Here is a 16,086-nt window from a genome sequence, read left to right as displayed (position 1 = left end):
GCTCGCTGCCTGGAGCGAGGTCAATCCTTCGGGGCGGCACGCGCCATCAGCGCGTCCATGTCGATGAAATGACCGGCGCGATCGCGCTTCGAGGCGAGATAGCGGACATTGTGGATATTCGGGCGGCCGAGCACGCGCTGGGTCGCGGCGACCTCGAGTCCGGCGGCCTTGATCGCGCCGACCTTGAGCGGATTGTTGGTCAGCGCCGTGACGCGGGTCACGCCGAGCTGTTTCAGCATCTCTGCGGCGAAGTCGAAATGGCGCTGGTCGAGATCGAAGCCGAGCACCTCGTCGGCATCGTAGGTGTCCCAGCCCTGGCTCTGCAGCTTGTAGGCGCGCATCTTGTTGGAGATGCCGTTGCCGCGCCCTTCCTGGTCGAGATAGAGCAGGATGCCGCCCTCGTTCTGGGCCATCCACTCGACGGTCTCGCGCAGCTGGTCGCCGCAATCGCATTTCAGCGAGCCGAACAGGTCGCCGGTCAGGCAGGCGGAATGCAGGCGCACCGGCACGGCGGCCGACAGGTCCGGCTTGCCGACGATGATCGCGACCTGGTCGCGCAGCCCCTCGCCGCCGCGGAAGACGACGAATTCGGTGTCGGGGGCGCCCTCCAGCGGCACTGGCGCGCGGCCGACGATGGCGAGGGTCGCGACCTGCGCCGCGCGATAGCCGTTGATGGCGGCGATGGCGACCTCGACCAGCGGCTCCCCGGCGATCTGCGCCGCGGCGACCGGGACCAGGATGATGGCGGGCAGGACGAGCGCAAGGCCTGCGAGCTCGAGCGCCGCAGCGTCGAGCGTATTGGCCGGGCCGACCGGCGCATCGACGCGCGCATCGATCTTGAGGGCGAGGGTTTCGACGCGGGCGATGTCGATCGCGGGCATGGCGAGGACGCCGGTCTCGCTGCGGCCCTTGGCGCCGAGGCGGCGCAGGCGCGCGGCGCTCAGCACCAGCCTGGCATTGCCTTCCGCAAGCGTTTCGAGCCGCTCGGCAATGTCGACATCCGCAAGCTCTGCCGAGAGCGCCAGCGCCAGGTTCTCGCCATCGCGCAGCAGGACGGGGCGGCCGGCCCGAAATTCGGCGAGCGCCCGGTCGACTGCGATGATCTCGGTCTCGCCGGGACGGCCGAAAAGCGTACGCGACTTAGGCATGGCTGAGTCCGTCAGATTGCGCCGGCTGGCGGCGGAGGAGATGGTCTTATACGCTCGTTTCGGCGGGACGGATGCCATCCGGCGCAATACGGCGTTCCTACAACGTGTCCGGTGCTGCGTGGTTCCCAACTTCGTGAGCGCAGCCGGGCTTTCAGGCGGTTTTCCAATGCCATCCGGTCGACTGCATGGTGGGCTATAAGAGCGAGACGTTGAACGCGAGATGAATGCGGGTGCCAGACCCCTATCTGGGGCGTCGGCAAGTGGATGCGAAATGATGCAGGCACATGACCCCATGACAAGGATGGGAGATCGCGAGGCGGTCTACAGCGCCGCGGCGCGGCGGTTCCATTGGATCACCGTGGCGGCCGTCTTCACCATGATCCCGCTCGGCCTCGGCATGACCTATCGCGGCAATACGCTCGATATCTGGGACGGGCTGACCAACTCGCTCTATTCCGCGCATAAGCTGCTCGGCTTCCTGGTGCTCTGGCTGACGGCGGGACGGCTGGCCTATCGGCTCCTGCACGGCGCGCCACCCGACGAGCCGACGCTGGCCTGGTGGCAGAAGGCAGCCTCCCATCTCGTCCACTGGGCGCTCTACGGGCTGCTGCTGATCGTGCCGCTGCTCGGCTGGGTCGGCGTCTCGCTATATCCCGCCCTGACGATCTTCGATCTGTTCAGCCTGCCGGCGCTGGCTGCACCGAACGAGGAGGCGGCGAAGCGCGTGCTTGCACTGCATGGCTGGCTCGCGATCCTGCTCGCGCTCGCGATCACCGGGCATATCGTCGCGGCGCTCGCCCACCATTTCATCCGCAAGGACGGCGTGCTGCGGCGGATGCTGCCGGGGCTTGGATAGCTTCACCAGCGGCTGTCTATCGGAGCGCCCGCCGTAATCTCGGCAAGGCGACGGCGCGTACCGGCCGTCGTCGTTTCCGGCAGGGCCGAAAGCGCGAAGAAGCCGATTTCGGCGATCTCCAGATCTGAGCTTTTCGGCGCGGTCCGGGTGAAATGGCGGATGACGAAGACCGCGACATGATCGCGACGCGCCCCTTCGTAACTCAGAAAAAGGCCGTGCAATACGGCCGGGCCGGTCAACGCGACATTGGCCTCCTCGCGCAATTCCTTGCTGATCGCTTCAGCAACCGTCTCGCCAGGCTCTACGCCGCCGCCCGGCAGGTGCCAGCCAGGCGAGTAGGTATGGCGGACCAGCAGGACCTCGCCGGCGTCGTTCAGCACGGCGCCGCGCACGCCCAGCGTCAGGCCACGGCTCATCCGGAAATACAGGTGCAGGAACCGGCCGACCAGGCGCCATAGCGGCTTCGGCAGCCTGTCGAGCAGCGCGCGCCGTGGCACAGGCGAGGGCGAAGAACTGCTCATCTCGGTGGCATTTTTCGCTGTGCGGCGAAATGTCTATGCAATAGGCGCATATCGGACCCCATATTTGCCCTCTCGTACCAACACAAACGCGCCTTAAATCAGGCGGATAAGGCCTCACCTACCGCTGGGGAATTTGTCATGCTTCTCGCCTTCATCACCTCCTGGTTTCAGGCCAAGCCCGCCTTCGTCTGGAAGCCGGCGTTGACCCTGACCGATCCGCGCATCGTCTCGGAACTGACCGACTCCTTCAACTGAGACGTTGCGGACCCTGCGTCACATTGGTCCGATCGCCCGTCTTTGCTTGACTGCGCCTGCCTGCTGAGGGCAAGCGCAAGGTGTGTTCACGCTTGCGCATCTGTCGGACCCGCATCTCGGGCCGCTCGCCCGGTTCTCCCTGCGGGAGCTGATCGGCAAGCGCGCGACCGGCTATGTCAACTGGCGGCGCAAGCGTCGCCATGCCCATGACATGGAGATCCTCGGGCTGATCGTCGCCGATATCCTGGCGCAGAAGCCCGACCATATCGCCTGTACCGGCGACGTCTCGCATATCGGCCTGCCGAACGAGTTCAAGACGGCACTGACCTTCCTCGACACGCTCGGCCCGCGCGACAAGGTCTCATTCGTTCCCGGCAACCACGACGCCTATGCCCGTTCCTCGTTGAAGGCGCTGGCCGGCGAGCTTGGCCCCTGGTGCGCCAGCGATGGCGGCGAGGCCGGCTATCCCTGGTATCGTCGGCGTGGTCCCGTCGCGCTGATCGGCATGAATTCGGGCATCCCGACGCTGCCGCTGATGGCGACCGGGCGGATCGGTCCGGCACAGATCGTCATGGCCGAGAAGCTTCTGGCGCAGGCCAAGGCCGAGGGGCTGATCCGCGTCATCCTGATCCATCACCCGCCCTATGTCGGCGGCGCCCGGCGCACCCGCGAACTGCTCGACGCGCCGGCCTTCGAGGCGATGCTCGCCCGCGTCGGCGCCGATCTTGTTCTGCACGGTCATAACCACCGCTTCTCGCTGGCCTGGCGGCCGGGTGCGGGCCGCGACGTGCCGATCGTCGGCGTGCCCTCGGCCTCGATCGGCCCGCGCGGCCATGGCGAGCTCGCATCCTGGCATCTGCTGCGGATCGAGGGGACGGCGGAGGCGCCGGCGATCACGCTCGAGCGGCGCTGCTTCGATCTCGACGGCACGGTGAAGCTGCAGCAGTCGATGCCGCTGACCGGCGGCGGCATCGTCTGACATTCCAGCAGCTCTCAGCCCTCATCCTGAGGAGGCCGCTCAGCGGCCGTCTCGAAGGATGCTCCAGGAGGGGCGGACATCGCTGAGGCATCCTTCGAGACACAGCCTGAGGGCTGCTCCTCAGGATGAGGCGGAGTTGTGCGATTGCCGCTCAGACGCAGCGGCCGCCGTCAACCGCCAGCACCGAGCCGGTGACCATTTCGGACTCGTCCGAGCACAGGAAGAGCGCGGCGTTGGCGATGTCCTGCGGCGTCGAGAAACGGCCCCAGGGAATGGTCGCGGTGAAGGCCTTGCGCTTTTCCGGCGTGTCCTCGCCCATGAAGGTCGCGAGCAGCGGCGTCTCGCCGGCGACCGGGGCGATGGCGTTGACGCGGATCCGGTCGGGCGCGAGCTCGACCGCCATCGACTTCGACAGCAGGTTCGCGGCGCCCTTCGAGCCATTGTACCAGGTGAGGCCGGGGCGGGGCCGCACGCCGGCGGTCGAGCCGATGTTCAGGATGACGCCGCCGCCATGCTCGCGGAAATGCGGCACCGTCGCCTTGGCCATCAGGAAGATCGACTTCACGTTGACGTCGAAGACGCGGTCGAACTCGGCCTCGCTGACATCGAGCATCGGCTGGTTGCGGTGGCTGATGCCGGCATTGTTGACGACGATGTCGAGCCGCCCGAAGCGTTTGATGACGCGGGCGGCGGCGCTGTCGACGCTGCGGGCCTTGCCGACATCGCAGGCGACGGCGAAGGCCTTGCGGCCGATCGCTTTGGCCGCTTCCTTGGCCTTGTCGCCGTTGATGTCGAGCACCGCGACGCGCGCGCCCTCGCGCACGAAGGTCTCGGCGATGCCGAAGCCGAACCCTTGCGCCGCGCCGGTGATCAGCGCGGTCTTGCCCTTCAGTCTCATGGTGTTTCCTCGGGATTATTCGTGTCCGAGGAGTTTGGGGCGTTTTGCCGGCCGGGATAAATACGCTTTCGCGATCGGGCGGATAGCGAAAACGTATGGGCGGTCGGTCATGGCAGCCGGCGGCAGCATTCGGATCGGCGGGCACCCCTTGCAGCGCGGCCATGCAGGGATGTCTCGGCATTGTCAGGTTGTCGGCGCTAGGATGCGATTCCGAGACGACCATCACGAGATTGCCGATGACCAGACCATCCCATCGCCCGGATCAGCGGTCGCGCTTTGCGGGGCGTCGCGTCGCGGCCTTGGCGCTCGTCGCCGCTCTGCTCGCGGATACGGCCGCCCAGGCCTGCACCCGCCTCGTCTACTTCGGCGCCGACGGCCGCAACCTGACGGCGCGCTCGATGGACTGGAAGAGCGACGTCGCGACCAATCTCTGGATCCTGCCCCGCGGTATCGAGCGCAATGGCGAAGCCGGGCCGAACTCGCTGAAGTGGACGGCGAAATACGGCAGCGTCATCGCTTCGGGCTACGACATCTCGACGACCGATGGCGTCAACGAGGCCGGGCTTTCCGCCAATCTGCTCTGGCTGGTGGAATCGGAGTATCCGAAGTTCGACGCTGCCTCGAAGCCGGGCCTGACCATCGCCGCCTGGGCGCAGTACGTTCTCGACAGCTTCGGCACTGTGGCGGAGGCCGTGGACGCCCTGCGCAAGGAGCCCTTCACGATCGTCACCGACGCCGTCCCGGGCGAGACGCGGCTCGCGACGCTGCATCTTTCGATTTCGGATGCGACGGGCGACAGCGCGATCGTCGAGTACATCGGCGGCCGGCAGGTGATCCACCATGACCGCGCCTATCAGGTCATGACCAATTCGCCGATCTTCGACCAGCAGCTCGCGCTCAACGCATACTGGAAGCAGATCGGCGGCACCGCGATGCTGCCCGGCACCAATCGCGCCTCCGACCGCTTCGCCCGGGCCTCGTTCTACGTCAATGCGATCCCGAAATTCGAGGATCCCGACCGCGCCGTCGCCAGCGTCTTCAGCGTCATCCGCAATGTCTCGGTGCCGTTCGGGCTGACGACGCCGGACCAGCCGAACATCTCCTCGACGCGCTGGCGCACCGTCGTCGACCACGCGCGGAAGCTCTATTTCTTCGAATCCGCGCTGACGCCGAACACGTTCTGGGTCGACCTGAAACAGGTCGATTTCTCGGCCGCCGGTGGTGTCCGCAAGCTCGATCTCGGCAAGGACCAGACCCAGATCTACTCCGGCAATGCGACTGCCCGCTTCGTTCCAGCCAAGCCGTTTCCGTTCCTGGGCAAGAATCCGTAGCTCGATGGCTTCCAGCGCCGGCAGGCAAACTGCGGCGGGCGCTTGCGTTCAGGCGAGGCGCGCTCAGGCGCCGATCTCCTCGCGCAGCATTTCCAGCTCGAGCCAGCGCTCCTCGGCTTCGGCTATCTCGCGCGTCACCTCGTCGAGCCGCGTCGTCGCCTTGGCGAAGAGTTTTGGATCGCGGGTGTAGAGATCGCCCGCCAGCGCGGCGTTGAGCTTGCCGGCCTCGGCCTGCAGCTTGTCGATCTGCTGGGGAAGGGTCTTCAGTGCGTGCTGCTCGTTGAACGACAGCTTGCGCTTCGACGTTGCCGGAGTTGCTGTGGCAGACTTGGCGGTTTCCGACGCAGCCGCCTTTACCGGCACCGCCCGCGCCTTGGCGCCGACGCCGCGTCCGCGCTGGGCCAGCATGTCGGAATAGCCGCCGGCGAATTCGGTCCAGATGCCGTCGCCATCCGAAATCAGGGTTGAGGAGACGACGCGGTCGAGGAAGTCGCGGTCGTGGCTGACCAGCAGCACGGTGCCGGCATAGTCGGCGAGCAGTTCCTGGAGGAGGTCGAGCGTCTCGATGTCGAGATCGTTGGTCGGCTCGTCCAGCACCAGGAGGTTGGAAGGTTTGGCCAGGGCACGGGCCAGCATCAGCCGTCCGCGTTCGCCGCCCGACAGCGCGCCGACTGCGGTGCCGCGCTGGATCGGCTGGAACAGGAAGTCCTTCATGTAGCTGATGACATGGCGCGGCTGGCCGCCGACCATGACCTGGTCCGAGCCGCCGCCGGTCAGCGCGTCACCGAGCGGCGTCGCCGGGTCGAGGCTCTCGCGACGCTGGTCGAGCGTCACCATTTCGAGGGAGGCGCCGAGCTTGATCTTGCCTGAATCGGGAGCGAGCGCACCGGTCAGCAGATTGATCAGCGTGGTCTTGCCGGCGCCGTTGGGGCCGACGATGCCGATGCAGTCGCCACGGGCGACGCGGATCGAGAAGTCCCGGACGATCGGCTTGTCGCCATAGCTCTTGGAGACATTGATCGCTTCGATCACCAGCTTGCCCGAGGCCTGCGCCTCGCTCGCTTCCAGCCGGACCGAGCCGACGGCATGGCGGGCGGTGCGGCGCTGGTCGCGTAGCGAATGGAGCTCGCCGAGCCGGCGCTGGTTGCGGGTACGGCGCGCGCTGACGCCATAGCGCAGCCAGTCCTCCTCGCGTGCGATCTTGCGGTCGAGCTTGTGCCGGTCGAGCTCCTCCTGCGCCAACACCTCGTCGCGCCAGGCCTCAAACTCGCCGAAGCCGCGCTCGACGCGCCGGGTCACGCCGCGGTCGAGCCAGATTGTGGCGCGCGAGAGCGAGGTCAGGAAGCGGCGATCGTGGCTGATCAGCACCATGGCCGAGCGCAGCGATTTCAGTTCCTGCTCCAGCCATTCGATCACCGGCAGGTCGAGATGGTTGGTCGGCTCGTCGAGCAGCAGGATGTCGGGCTCGGGCGCGAGGACGCGGGCGAGCGCGGCGCGGCGGGATTCGCCGCCCGACATGCTTGCCGGATCCTCTTCGCCGGTCAGGCCGAGTTCCTCGACGAGATAACGGGCGCGATAGGGATCGTCACCCGGTCCGAGGCCGGCCTCGACATAGGCGAGCGAGGTCTTGTAGCCGGAGAAATCAGGCTCCTGCGGCAGATAGCGCACGGTCGCGCCGGGCTGCAGGAAGCGCTCGGCGCTGTCGGGCTCGACGATGCCGGCAGCGATCTTCAGCAGCGTCGACTTGCCGGAGCCGTTGCGGCCGACCAGGCAGACCCGCTCGCCGGCGGACACCGCGATCTCGGCGCCCTCGAGCAGCGGGTGGCCGCCGAAGGTGAGAGCAACGTCGCGGAGATGCAGCAGGGGGGCCATGGCGTTCCTTTGATGTCAGGCCGCCCGGATAGACCGCCCGGCCGGTGCTGTCACCTCCGGCACGGGCTTGCCTGTTTCGGAATCCATTATAGGATACATTTCGTATCTCTTATTGGACGAAGACATGCCATGAGACAGCCGGCGCCCCGCAAGCCACGTGCCGCCCGCATCGGTGATAATGGTGGTCCTCCGCTGGAGGAGAAGCGGCCTGCGCCGGAAACCGGCAAGGGCGAGATCGGCCGCTATTTCGACTGGCGCTTCGCCCATCGCCGGGCCTGGAAAAAGCCGCGCGAGATCGCGCTCCGGCGCGAGGAGCGGGCCGAGGCGCTCGGCCTCACCTATGAGGAATATACGCTCGAAGTGCTTGAGCGCGGCTATTTCCCGCAAGCAGAGCATGTCGAGACGATTGTCGCGAAGAGGCCGGAACGGCGGCGCGATGGCGGCGTGGTCGGGCAGTCGCTGAAGGGCATGCGGCTGAAGAAGTAGGGCTGCTCCTCAGGATGAGGAAGCGAGCGGGTCAGGCGCGCAGCAGGCGCCGCAACAGCTTCGTCATTGGCTTCTCGAACCAGCGATAGACGGCCATCGCCCCAAGCACTGCGGCCGCCAGGGCGGCAATGATGAAGATGATCGTCGCGCCCGGCGCGAGGTGCAGAAAGATCTGGCGCACGGCTCGCATGGCGAAGGGGTGGATGAGATAAAGCGCATAGGAGGCGTCGCCGAGCCGCGCGAGCTGGCGCACCAGCGCCGAGGGCGCCGATTGGCCGCGGCCGCAGGCCGCGGCCGTGACGAGGAGCAGCGCGGCCGGGCCGCGATAGGCGAGGGACCCCCAGGGCGTATGCGCCCAGTCGCTGCCTGCCGCGGCAACCAGTATCGCCACGCCGGCCGCGACCATCAGCCAGCGCAAGCGGCCTTCGAGGCGCAGGCCGCGGTTGCGCAGCAGCGCGATCGCCATGCCGCCAGCGAATTCGAGCACGATCGGCTGGGCCCAGAAGCCGAAGGGCAGCGGCAGGGGGATCATCGCTTGCGTGGCGACGAGGCCGAATAGCGCGAGGGCCGTCGCTGGCACGACGAGGCGCGCCGGCAGCAGTAGCGCTGCGCCGAACAGCGCGTAGAACAGCATCTCGTAGTTCAGCGTCCAGCCCAGCGAGTAGACCGGCTGGATCGCCCCTACGGCGTCCGGCAGCGGCCAGAACAGGTAGGAGGCGAGAATCTGTCCGGCGCTCGGGGCGCCCGAATTGAGCAGGGCCGGCGAGGCCAGCATCACCAACAGGAACAGCGTGGTCGCGGCCCAGTAGAGCGGCACGATCCGGGCGATCCGGCGGGCGAGGAAAAGCCGCGCGCCGCCCGCCTGCCCGAACAGGCCGGACGAGGCGTGCACCATGATGAAGCCGGAGATGACGAAGAACAGGTCGACGCCGGCATCCCAGGGCAGGATTGTCCAGGGCGTGAACGGCACGCCGGCCTGCCCGGCCAGGAAGCCCGCATCCGACTGGACATGGTGCACGGCGACCATCAGCGCCGCGAGCGCGCGCAGGACCTGGATGCCGTAGAGCTGGGACAAGGCGCGAAGGGCTCGAAAGCGGGAACGGGATCGCTACGGCGTCAGGCGAGCCGCAACGCGTTCACGCAAACCACAACCGGGCTGGGTCGTCGAGCCCGAAACGTTCCGGCGCGCTGGCGATCGCGGCAATTCCGTGCTCGGCGGCCGCGTCGGAGGTGATGACGTGCAGGGCAAAACGGGCGGCGAGATCCTCGACCGGCGGCTTGGCGCTGAAGACGGCGTGGATCGTCGCCTTGTCGGCGAGCGGCAGGATGCGCGGCGCTATGCCGCCGGCGAGATAGACACCGCCGGTCGCCTTGTAGGCCAGGGCGAGATCGCCGGCGACGCGCGCCAGCAGGCGCCAGAAGCAGATCACCGCCATCAACGCGGCCGGGTTGCCGTCGAGAGCGAGGGTGGTGACGTCGGCGGCACTGATATCCGGCTCGGCGATGCCGGATTCACGCACCACGGCACGGTGAAACCGGACCAGCCCGTCGCCCCGCAGCAGCGCCTCGATGGTGACGCGCGGCAAGCCGTCAGCCAGCGCCGGCCAGAGACGGGTCTCGGCGGGGTCTTCCGGGCCGATACCGATATGGCCGCATTCGGTCGGCACCAGCATGCCGGTCTTGCCGCGGCTCAGCAGGGCCGCGGCGCCGAACCCGGTTCCAGGGCCGAGCACCAGACGGGGGCCGGCCGGTTCCGGCTTGCCGGGCACGAGTGTGACGGTGTCCTCCTCCCGCAGCACCGCGAGATAGGCCGCCAGCCCCTCGAAATCATTGACCAGCAGCCCCTGTTCGAGGCCGAGGGTCCGCGCCAGTTTCGGCCCGTCGAAATGCCAGTGGGCATTGGTGAGTTGGGCGGTGCGCCCGTCGAGCGGACCGGCGACCGCAAGGATCGCCGAGCGCGGCCTTGTGTGGAGCGTCGAAAGCACCGATTCGAGCGCGGCCTCCGGTGTCGGATGGGCGCCGGTCGCGATCCGGGCGAGCGGCTCCGGCACTCCGCCCGGCTGCGAGAGCAGCGACAGCCGACAGTTCGTGCCGCCGATATCGGCGATCAGAACCGGGCCGGGGAAGCGCGGGGCCCTCAAGCCGGCGCCTTCCAGTCGGCGAACCAGCCAAGCCCTTCGAGGGTGCCGGCGCGCGGCCGATACTCGCAGCCGACGAAGCCGGGATAGCCGAGCGAGTCGAGCTGGGCGAACAGGCTCGGATAGTCCGGCCGCGTGCCGTCGGGCTCGTGGCGGCCTTCGGCGTTGGCGATCTGGACATGGCCGACGAGCGGGTAGAGCGCTTCCAGCCGCGCGCCGACTTCGCCGTGGATCAGCTCGCAATGATACATGTCGAACTGCAGCTTGACGTTCGGCCGGCCGGATTCGCGGACATAGGCGGCCGCGGCGTCGAAATCGTTGAGGAAATAGCCCGGCATGTCCTTGCCGTTGATCGGCTCCAGCAGGAGATCGATGCCGTGCTCGCCGAGCTTGTCGGCGGCATAGGCGATCGAGGCGCGATAGGCCTGCTGCGCGGCGGGGTCCTTTGGGTCGGCATGGCCGGCCATCATGTGCAGGCGCTTGACGCCGGTTTCATGGGCGTAGGCCAGGGCGGTTTCGATGCCCTTGCGGAATTCCGCCTCGCGGCCCGGGATCGCGGCCATGCCGCGTTCACCCTTCTCCCAGTCGCCCGGCGGCAGGTTGAACAGCGCCTGCTCGAGCTCGCCGCCAGCCAGAGCAAGGCCGACCTGTTCGGGCGGATGCTCATAGGGGAACAGGAACTCGACAGCCTCGAAGCCGGCATCGGACGCCGCCTTGAAGCGGTCGAGGAAGGCCCATTCGTTGAACATCATCGAGAGATTGGCGGCAAAGCGAGGCATGGAGTTCTCTTCAGTCGATTCAGCCCGGGCAGGCTAGTCCGATCCGCCCGCTGCGTCATGCGGATAACGCGACTGGAGGCACTCCGTTCCGGAATGCGCGATCTGTGCTCGGGGTTTCGGGGCTCAAAGGCGGCCGACAAGCTGCGGCAAGGACGATGCGAGCAGGGCAAAGCCGGATAGGGTCAGAAGTCCCAGCACGACCCTGCGGAAGCTCGCCTCGCTGATCCCGATATAGAGCCGCGTGCCGAACAGCGTCGGGATCAGCATGGCCGGCGCGACCACCGCGAAACCCGGCAGCATCTCGCGTGTGACGGCGCCGCTGGCGAGATAGGCGAGCATGGTGGCGGCGAGCGTCGCCAGGTTGAAGTTCTGGATGATGCTGCGCTGGGCGTGCTTGTCGTAGCGGCGAAGCGTGCACCAGAGCGTCGGCAGCACGCCGGTGAAGCCGCCGAAGCCGCCCATGATGCCGCCGGCGAGCCCGACCGCGCCATCGGCCGCGCGCCCGCCGAAGCGGATGGCCGGCAGATGCGTCGCGAACAGCATGGCGGGGCACCAGATGACGAGCAGGAGCCCGAGCGCTGCCTTGAACATGTTGGCGTCGAGCAGGGGCAGGATGGCGACGCCGATCGGGATGCCCGCGAGCCCGCCGAGCAGGAAGGGCCAGAGCCGGGCGAAATCGAAGCCGCGACGGACCGAGAAGGCGGCGATGATCTGCCCGGTCAGGCTGCCGAACACAGCCATCACGGCGGCGAGCTTCGGGTCCAGCGTCCAGGCCCAGATCGACATCGCAACCAGGCTGAAGGCGAAGCCCGATAGTCCCTGCACGAAGCCGGCGAGCGCCGCGCCGAGGGCGAGGCTCAGGATGATGGTGGTGTCCATGAAGGGCCCCCGGTCCGCAATATGTCGCCTAGCCCATGCGTCCCGCTCGAAACACTCACTGTCGTCCCGGGGGGCGACCGGAGGGAGATCCGGGACCCATGCCGGAACGGTTCAGGCATGGATCCCGGATCGGCGCCGCTTCGCGGCCTGTCCGGGACGACCAGTCGAGAGTTTGAGGAAGGCTACTTCTTCGCCTCCGGCTTGGCCGGCGGGTTCGGGTCCTTCGAGAAGCTGCGGAAGACCATGTCGGGCGAGGAGGTGTTGTGGCGCGAATGGGTGGCGCGCCCCATCCAGACATCGGTCGCCTTGCCGCCGGCGAAGGGCATCAGCAGCTCCTCGCGCCAGCCCTTGGCGCCGGGCTCGCGGATGGCGATGCGGGCGACGTCGTTGTTGAACTCGGTGACGTACATCGAGCGCAGGGCGGCGAAGGCCTTGCCACCGGTGACCGGCTTGTCGAGCACGGCGTCGAGCACCATGCGGTCCTGATCGACGCTGTCGAGCTTGAGCGTGCCGGAGGAGCCGTCCTTGAAGGCGAGGTTGAAGGAGAGCGTCTTCGGGTCGAAGGCGATCTCTTTGATGTTGACCACGGGGCGCGCGCCGTCCTGCTCGATCGGCCCGAACAGGAAGGAGGAGCCGTAGGCGGCGGCGGAGAGCTGCGGCGGCGGCAGCGGCCGGACGCGCCAGTAGCCGTCTTGTGGATAGACGACCAGAACCTCATAGGAGCCGGTCTTGCCGAGCTTCCAGAGCTGGACGAGGTGCAGCCCCTTCTCGACGCGGTCGCCGACCCGGAAGGTGGTGTCGGCCGGGCGCCAGAAGCTCTCGAAGGTGTAGCCGACCAGCCAGTACTCGATGCTTTCGTAGAAGGTGATGCGCTGCGGCGGCACCGGCGCCTTGTGGACGGGATCGCCACTCATGTCGCAATCGGTCCAGTCGGCATCCCAATTGTCGCGCAGCAGCCCGGCGATATAGGCCGGGTGCGCCGCTTCGATGCGGAAGCGCCGGACTTCCGGCGAGATCGCCTTGATGGTGACGTTGTCCTTCTCGGCGCAGAGCACCGGCTCCGACTCGTTCTTGACCTCGACGGCGACGTCGCTGGCGGCGTGGCCGGTGGCGGCCGAGATCAGCAGGGCGAGCGAAACGGCGAGCGGGCGGGCGAGGCTGAGCATGTCCATCCTTCGAAAGCGGAGCGGGCCGCCATGGTGAGCGCGGTGAGATGAACGCAGGCTGGCTGGCGCCGGCCGGCATCCCCATGGCTTCATAAAGAAGGCCGTGCGCCGGCGAAAGCGCGCGGCGATGCTGCCTCGCCCGTCAGGCCGCTCGGATCGCCGCCGTCAGCGCGGCAGAACCGCATAGACGTCGCCGGAATTGGCGGCGTGCGGCAGGTCGCGCAGATGGCTGCCCATCGCCTCGGCGCCGACGGCCTCGGGAAAGACGAGCGTCTGGCTCTCGCCGAGTGCGACGTTGAAGCGGTAGGGGCCGAGCGCCTCGACCAGAGCGAGGCAGGCCTCGGCGACGTCGCGCTGGATCGTGGTGAACTCGAAGGAGAGCGCCGGGACCGGCCGCGTCAGGCCGGCGAGGACATGCGCCTCGAAACCCTCGACATCGACCTTGATGAAGGCCGGCATGCCGTGCTGGCAGATCAGCGCGTCGAGCGTGGTGCAGGGAACCTCGATCTCGCGATCCCAGACCTGCTCGCGCCAGCCATCCGCGTCGACGGCGGCACCGACGAAATCCGTCGAAACGGTCGAGACAGTCGGGTTGGCACTGTTGATCCTGAGCGTCACCGTGCCTGGCCGATCGCCGCAGGCGGCCTCGACCAGGGTGACGTCGGGATCGCGGCCATGGATCAGCCGGATGGCGCGGGCCGGGCCGGGCTGCGGCTCGAGCGCCACGACGCGGGCGCCGAGCCGGCGAAAGCTGGAGATGCGGTCGCCGACATGCGAGCCGATGTCGAAGGCGAGGTCGCCGGCCTTGAGGAAGCGCGCATAGAGCGTGTCCATGGCGGCGTTGCGGGCGTGGTCGCCATGATAGACGCGCAGCGAGCGCGACAGGCTCTTGGCGGTGCCTCTGGGATAGGCGACGGGCTTCATTTCGGCTCGTCCGCCTGGATGGCGACGAGCTCGCGCGGCGGGTCGAAATCCTCGGGGATGCCGCAGAGGCCCCGGCGCGCGAACCAGCGCCCGAGTGCCGGGGAAGCGGTCAGCATCGCGAAGGGGATCGCGAGGAGATAGCCGGCGGTGAGTGGCAGCGACCAGATCAGTACCGTCGGCGAGAGCAGAGCGAGCGTGCCGAAGATGTAGAGACCGAAGAGCAGATGCGGCCACAGGCCTTCGAAGGCGGTGGCGCAGGAGAGGGCGTGGGCATCGCGGGCTTGGCCATTCCAGCCGATCTTCGCCTTGCCGAAGGCGAGGCCGACCATGAAGATCGTGGTCCGGAAGGTCGAGACCGCGCCCTGCAGGAAGGCGAAGACGATCTCGATCAGCGAGGAGGTGACGAAGCGGGCGGTGCCGCCATAGCGCTTCGTGCCGTCCTTGCTAAGCAGGATGTCGGCAAAGCCCGCGAGCTTCGGCGAGAGATACATCGTGAAGAACAGGACATAGAGGAAGGCGGCGAGGCCAGCGGGATAATCGAGGATGCCGCGGTCCTGCCAGACCTTGAGCGGCAGCAGCGCGATCATCAGCGTCCAGGCCGGCAGGCCGATGAACATCAGGATCGCCCAGGCGAGCTGGAAGCGGCTCATGAACTTGAGCCCCGGAATATCCATCAGCTTGAGATATTGCAGGTTGCCGAGGCACCAGCGCAGGTCGCGCCTGGCGAATTCGAGCATGGTCGGCGGGTTCTCCTCCCAGCTGCCCATCTCGACCGGCAGCACGCGGACCTCGTAGCCGGCGCGGCGCATCAAGGTCGCCTCGACCTGATCGTGGCTCATCACGGCGCCGCCGAGCGGCGGGCCGCCCGGCAGGACCGGCAGGTGGCATTGGTCACGGAAGGGCGCGATGCGGACTAGGGCGTTATGGCCCCAGAACGGGCCGCAATCGCCGATCCACCAGGCCGAGCCCATGGTGTAGGGCCGCATGCCGTGGCGCATGCCGAACTGGAAGATGCGCGCAAACGCGGACTTGCTCGGCATGCCGACAACCAGGCTCTGCAGGATGCCGAGCTTCGGGTAGGCCTGCATCATCCGGGCGAGCTTCACGATGGCATCACCAGACATGACGCTGTCGGCGTCGAGCGGCAGCATCAGCTCGTAGCGATCGCCCCAGCGCTCGCAGAAATCGCGGACATTGCCGGCCTTGTAGCCGGCATTGTCGGTACGGCGGCGATAGGTCAGGCGCGAGGCGTCGCCGATCGTCGCGGCGAAGGTGACGGCGAGTCTCTCCTCGGCTTCGGCCACGGCGGCGTCATTGGTGTCGGAGAGCACGAAATAGTCGAACCAGGCGCCTTCTCCAGTGGCGTCGAGGCTCTGCTTGACGATGGCGAGACGACGGAAGGCGCGTGCCGGGTCCTCGTTGCGCAAGGTCATCAGGATCGCCGTGCGGACGGCGAGCGGGGTGGCCGCGTCGCCGGCCGCGGCGAAGGGCGCGACGCGCTCGAGCCCGTCCTCGACGCCATGCAGCAGCCAGAGGCCGATCGCGGCGTTCCAGAAGCCCAGCACCGTCCAGGGCGCGCCGAGCAGGAAGGCGACGAAGATCACGATGTCGACGAGGCTCCAGCCGCCGGCCGCCAGCACATGCGAAAGGCCGTAGAGCAGGGCGGCGAGCGCCGCGAGATTGAGGCCTGCTACCAGCAGCCGGCGCGCGCGCAGGCTTGAGGTCCGCTGCAGGCCGGCCGGTGTCAGGCCGCTGTCGAGTCCTGGCTCTTGCGCCGCCGCCTGGAACGTGGTCGGACCGGGACGCTGGTTCATGGCGGTCTCTGTCATGCGCTGGGCTGAGCTGAAGCTGCAG

Annotated in this window: 15 protein-coding genes; 4 read left to right on the top strand and 11 right to left on the bottom strand. The window is 67.7% G+C overall.

The features are described 5' to 3' along the window. Positions 1-20 precede the first annotated feature (20 nt). Positions 21-1,148, bottom strand: coding sequence for a GTP cyclohydrolase II RibA (ribA, locus tag RKE40_RS03450; RefSeq protein ID WP_316016842.1), 1,128 nt, complete (start codon positions 1,146-1,148; stop codon positions 21-23). A 292-nt stretch (positions 1,149-1,440) separates the two neighbouring features. Here ribA and RKE40_RS03445 point away from each other — a divergent pair, with 292 nt between their 5' ends. Then, positions 1,441-2,004 carry a cytochrome b gene (locus RKE40_RS03445; RefSeq protein ID WP_316016841.1) on the top strand — a complete coding sequence of 188 codons (564 nt, stop codon included), beginning with the start codon at positions 1,441-1,443 and terminating at the stop codon, positions 2,002-2,004. 2 nt (positions 2,005-2,006) lie between these two features. Here RKE40_RS03445 and RKE40_RS03440 read toward each other — a convergent pair whose 3' ends face one another. Continuing rightward, positions 2,007-2,501 (bottom strand): NUDIX domain-containing protein, encoded by a 495-nt coding sequence (locus tag RKE40_RS03440; RefSeq protein ID WP_316016840.1) that lies wholly within the window; start codon positions 2,499-2,501, stop codon positions 2,007-2,009. Positions 2,502-2,862: 361 nt separating this feature from the next. Between RKE40_RS03440 and RKE40_RS03435 the strand changes: the two genes are divergently transcribed. Further along, positions 2,863-3,759, top strand: coding sequence for a metallophosphoesterase family protein (locus tag RKE40_RS03435; protein WP_316016839.1), 897 nt, complete (start codon positions 2,863-2,865; stop codon positions 3,757-3,759). Between the two features lie 151 nt (positions 3,760-3,910). Here the strand turns inward: RKE40_RS03435 and RKE40_RS03430 are convergent, their stop codons facing one another. Next, the gene (locus RKE40_RS03430) at positions 3,911-4,657 is read right to left on the bottom strand and encodes a glucose 1-dehydrogenase (RefSeq protein WP_316016838.1); all 747 of its coding nucleotides are present in this window, start codon (positions 4,655-4,657) and stop codon (positions 3,911-3,913) included. Positions 4,658-4,893: 236 nt separating this feature from the next. Here RKE40_RS03430 and RKE40_RS03425 point away from each other — a divergent pair, with 236 nt between their 5' ends. Continuing rightward, positions 4,894-5,988: a linear amide C-N hydrolase gene (locus tag RKE40_RS03425; protein ID WP_316016837.1), complete on the top strand. Its 1,095-nt coding sequence runs from the start codon at positions 4,894-4,896 to the stop codon at positions 5,986-5,988. A gap of 63 nt (positions 5,989-6,051) precedes the next feature. Here the strand turns inward: RKE40_RS03425 and RKE40_RS03420 are convergent, their stop codons facing one another. Further along, complete coding sequence (locus RKE40_RS03420) at positions 6,052-7,860, bottom strand: ATP-binding cassette domain-containing protein (RefSeq protein WP_316016836.1); 1,809 nt, start codon at positions 7,858-7,860, stop codon at positions 6,052-6,054. A gap of 129 nt (positions 7,861-7,989) precedes the next feature. Between RKE40_RS03420 and RKE40_RS03415 the strand changes: the two genes are divergently transcribed. Continuing rightward, a complete protein-coding gene (locus RKE40_RS03415) occupies positions 7,990-8,346 on the top strand; it encodes a hypothetical protein (RefSeq protein ID WP_316016835.1) in 357 nt (118 codons plus the stop codon). Between the two features lie 31 nt (positions 8,347-8,377). Here RKE40_RS03415 and RKE40_RS03410 read toward each other — a convergent pair whose 3' ends face one another. The 7 genes from RKE40_RS03410 to mdoH form a co-directional block, all read right to left on the bottom strand. Then, on the bottom strand, positions 8,378-9,421 hold the full coding sequence (locus RKE40_RS03410) for an acyltransferase family protein (protein ID WP_316016834.1): 1,044 nt from the start codon (positions 9,419-9,421) through the stop codon (positions 8,378-8,380). A 61-nt stretch (positions 9,422-9,482) separates the two neighbouring features. Continuing rightward, on the bottom strand, positions 9,483-10,487 hold the full coding sequence (locus RKE40_RS03405; protein ID WP_316016833.1) for a glucokinase: 1,005 nt from the start codon (positions 10,485-10,487) through the stop codon (positions 9,483-9,485). Further along, complete coding sequence (otnI, locus tag RKE40_RS03400; protein ID WP_316016832.1) at positions 10,484-11,263, bottom strand: 2-oxo-tetronate isomerase; 780 nt, start codon at positions 11,261-11,263, stop codon at positions 10,484-10,486. Before otnI ends, RKE40_RS03405 begins: the two co-directional genes overlap by 4 nt. Before the next feature lie 123 nt (positions 11,264-11,386). Next, the gene (locus tag RKE40_RS03395; protein WP_316016831.1) at positions 11,387-12,142 is read right to left on the bottom strand and encodes a sulfite exporter TauE/SafE family protein; all 756 of its coding nucleotides are present in this window, start codon (positions 12,140-12,142) and stop codon (positions 11,387-11,389) included. A 182-nt stretch (positions 12,143-12,324) separates the two neighbouring features. Next, on the bottom strand, positions 12,325-13,308 hold the full coding sequence (locus RKE40_RS03390) for a hypothetical protein (RefSeq protein WP_316016830.1): 984 nt from the start codon (positions 13,306-13,308) through the stop codon (positions 12,325-12,327). 165 nt (positions 13,309-13,473) lie between these two features. After that, positions 13,474-14,232 (bottom strand): FkbM family methyltransferase, encoded by a 759-nt coding sequence (locus RKE40_RS03385; RefSeq protein WP_316016829.1) that lies wholly within the window; start codon positions 14,230-14,232, stop codon positions 13,474-13,476. Then, entirely contained in the window at positions 14,229-16,046 is a 1,818-nt protein-coding gene (mdoH, locus tag RKE40_RS03380) for a glucans biosynthesis glucosyltransferase MdoH (protein WP_316016828.1), read from the bottom strand. Before mdoH ends, RKE40_RS03385 begins: the two co-directional genes overlap by 4 nt. Between the last annotated feature and the right edge of the window lie 40 nt (positions 16,047-16,086).

Origin of the sequence: Allobosea rubneri, from assembly GCF_032464875.1 — a bacterium.
GTDB classification, from domain to species: domain Bacteria; phylum Pseudomonadota; class Alphaproteobacteria; order Rhizobiales; family Beijerinckiaceae; genus Allobosea; species Allobosea rubneri.
This window is presented reverse-complemented; position numbering and strand designations above follow the sequence as displayed.

Bases quoted from the DNA above. Each gene is read 5' to 3' on its own strand.
- ribA (WP_316016842.1), bottom strand. From the start codon at position 1,148: ATGCCTAAGTCGCGTACGCTTTTCGGCCGTCCCGGCGAGACCGAGATC.
- RKE40_RS03445 (WP_316016841.1), top strand. From the start codon at position 1,441: ATGACAAGGATGGGAGATCGCGAGGCGGTCTACAGCGCCGCGGCGCGG.
- RKE40_RS03430 (WP_316016838.1), bottom strand. From the start codon at position 4,657: ATGAGACTGAAGGGCAAGACCGCGCTGATCACCGGCGCGGCGCAAGGG.
- RKE40_RS03425 (WP_316016837.1), top strand. From the start codon at position 4,894: ATGACCAGACCATCCCATCGCCCGGATCAGCGGTCGCGCTTTGCGGGG.
- RKE40_RS03420 (WP_316016836.1), bottom strand. From the start codon at position 7,860: ATGGCCCCCCTGCTGCATCTCCGCGACGTTGCTCTCACCTTCGGCGGC.
- RKE40_RS03415 (WP_316016835.1), top strand. From the start codon at position 7,990: ATGAGACAGCCGGCGCCCCGCAAGCCACGTGCCGCCCGCATCGGTGAT.
- otnI (WP_316016832.1), bottom strand. From the start codon at position 11,263: ATGCCTCGCTTTGCCGCCAATCTCTCGATGATGTTCAACGAATGGGCC.
- RKE40_RS03395 (WP_316016831.1), bottom strand. From the start codon at position 12,142: ATGGACACCACCATCATCCTGAGCCTCGCCCTCGGCGCGGCGCTCGCC.
- RKE40_RS03390 (WP_316016830.1), bottom strand. From the start codon at position 13,308: ATGCTCAGCCTCGCCCGCCCGCTCGCCGTTTCGCTCGCCCTGCTGATC.
- RKE40_RS03385 (WP_316016829.1), bottom strand. From the start codon at position 14,232: ATGAAGCCCGTCGCCTATCCCAGAGGCACCGCCAAGAGCCTGTCGCGC.
- mdoH (WP_316016828.1), bottom strand. From the start codon at position 16,046: ATGAACCAGCGTCCCGGTCCGACCACGTTCCAGGCGGCGGCGCAAGAG.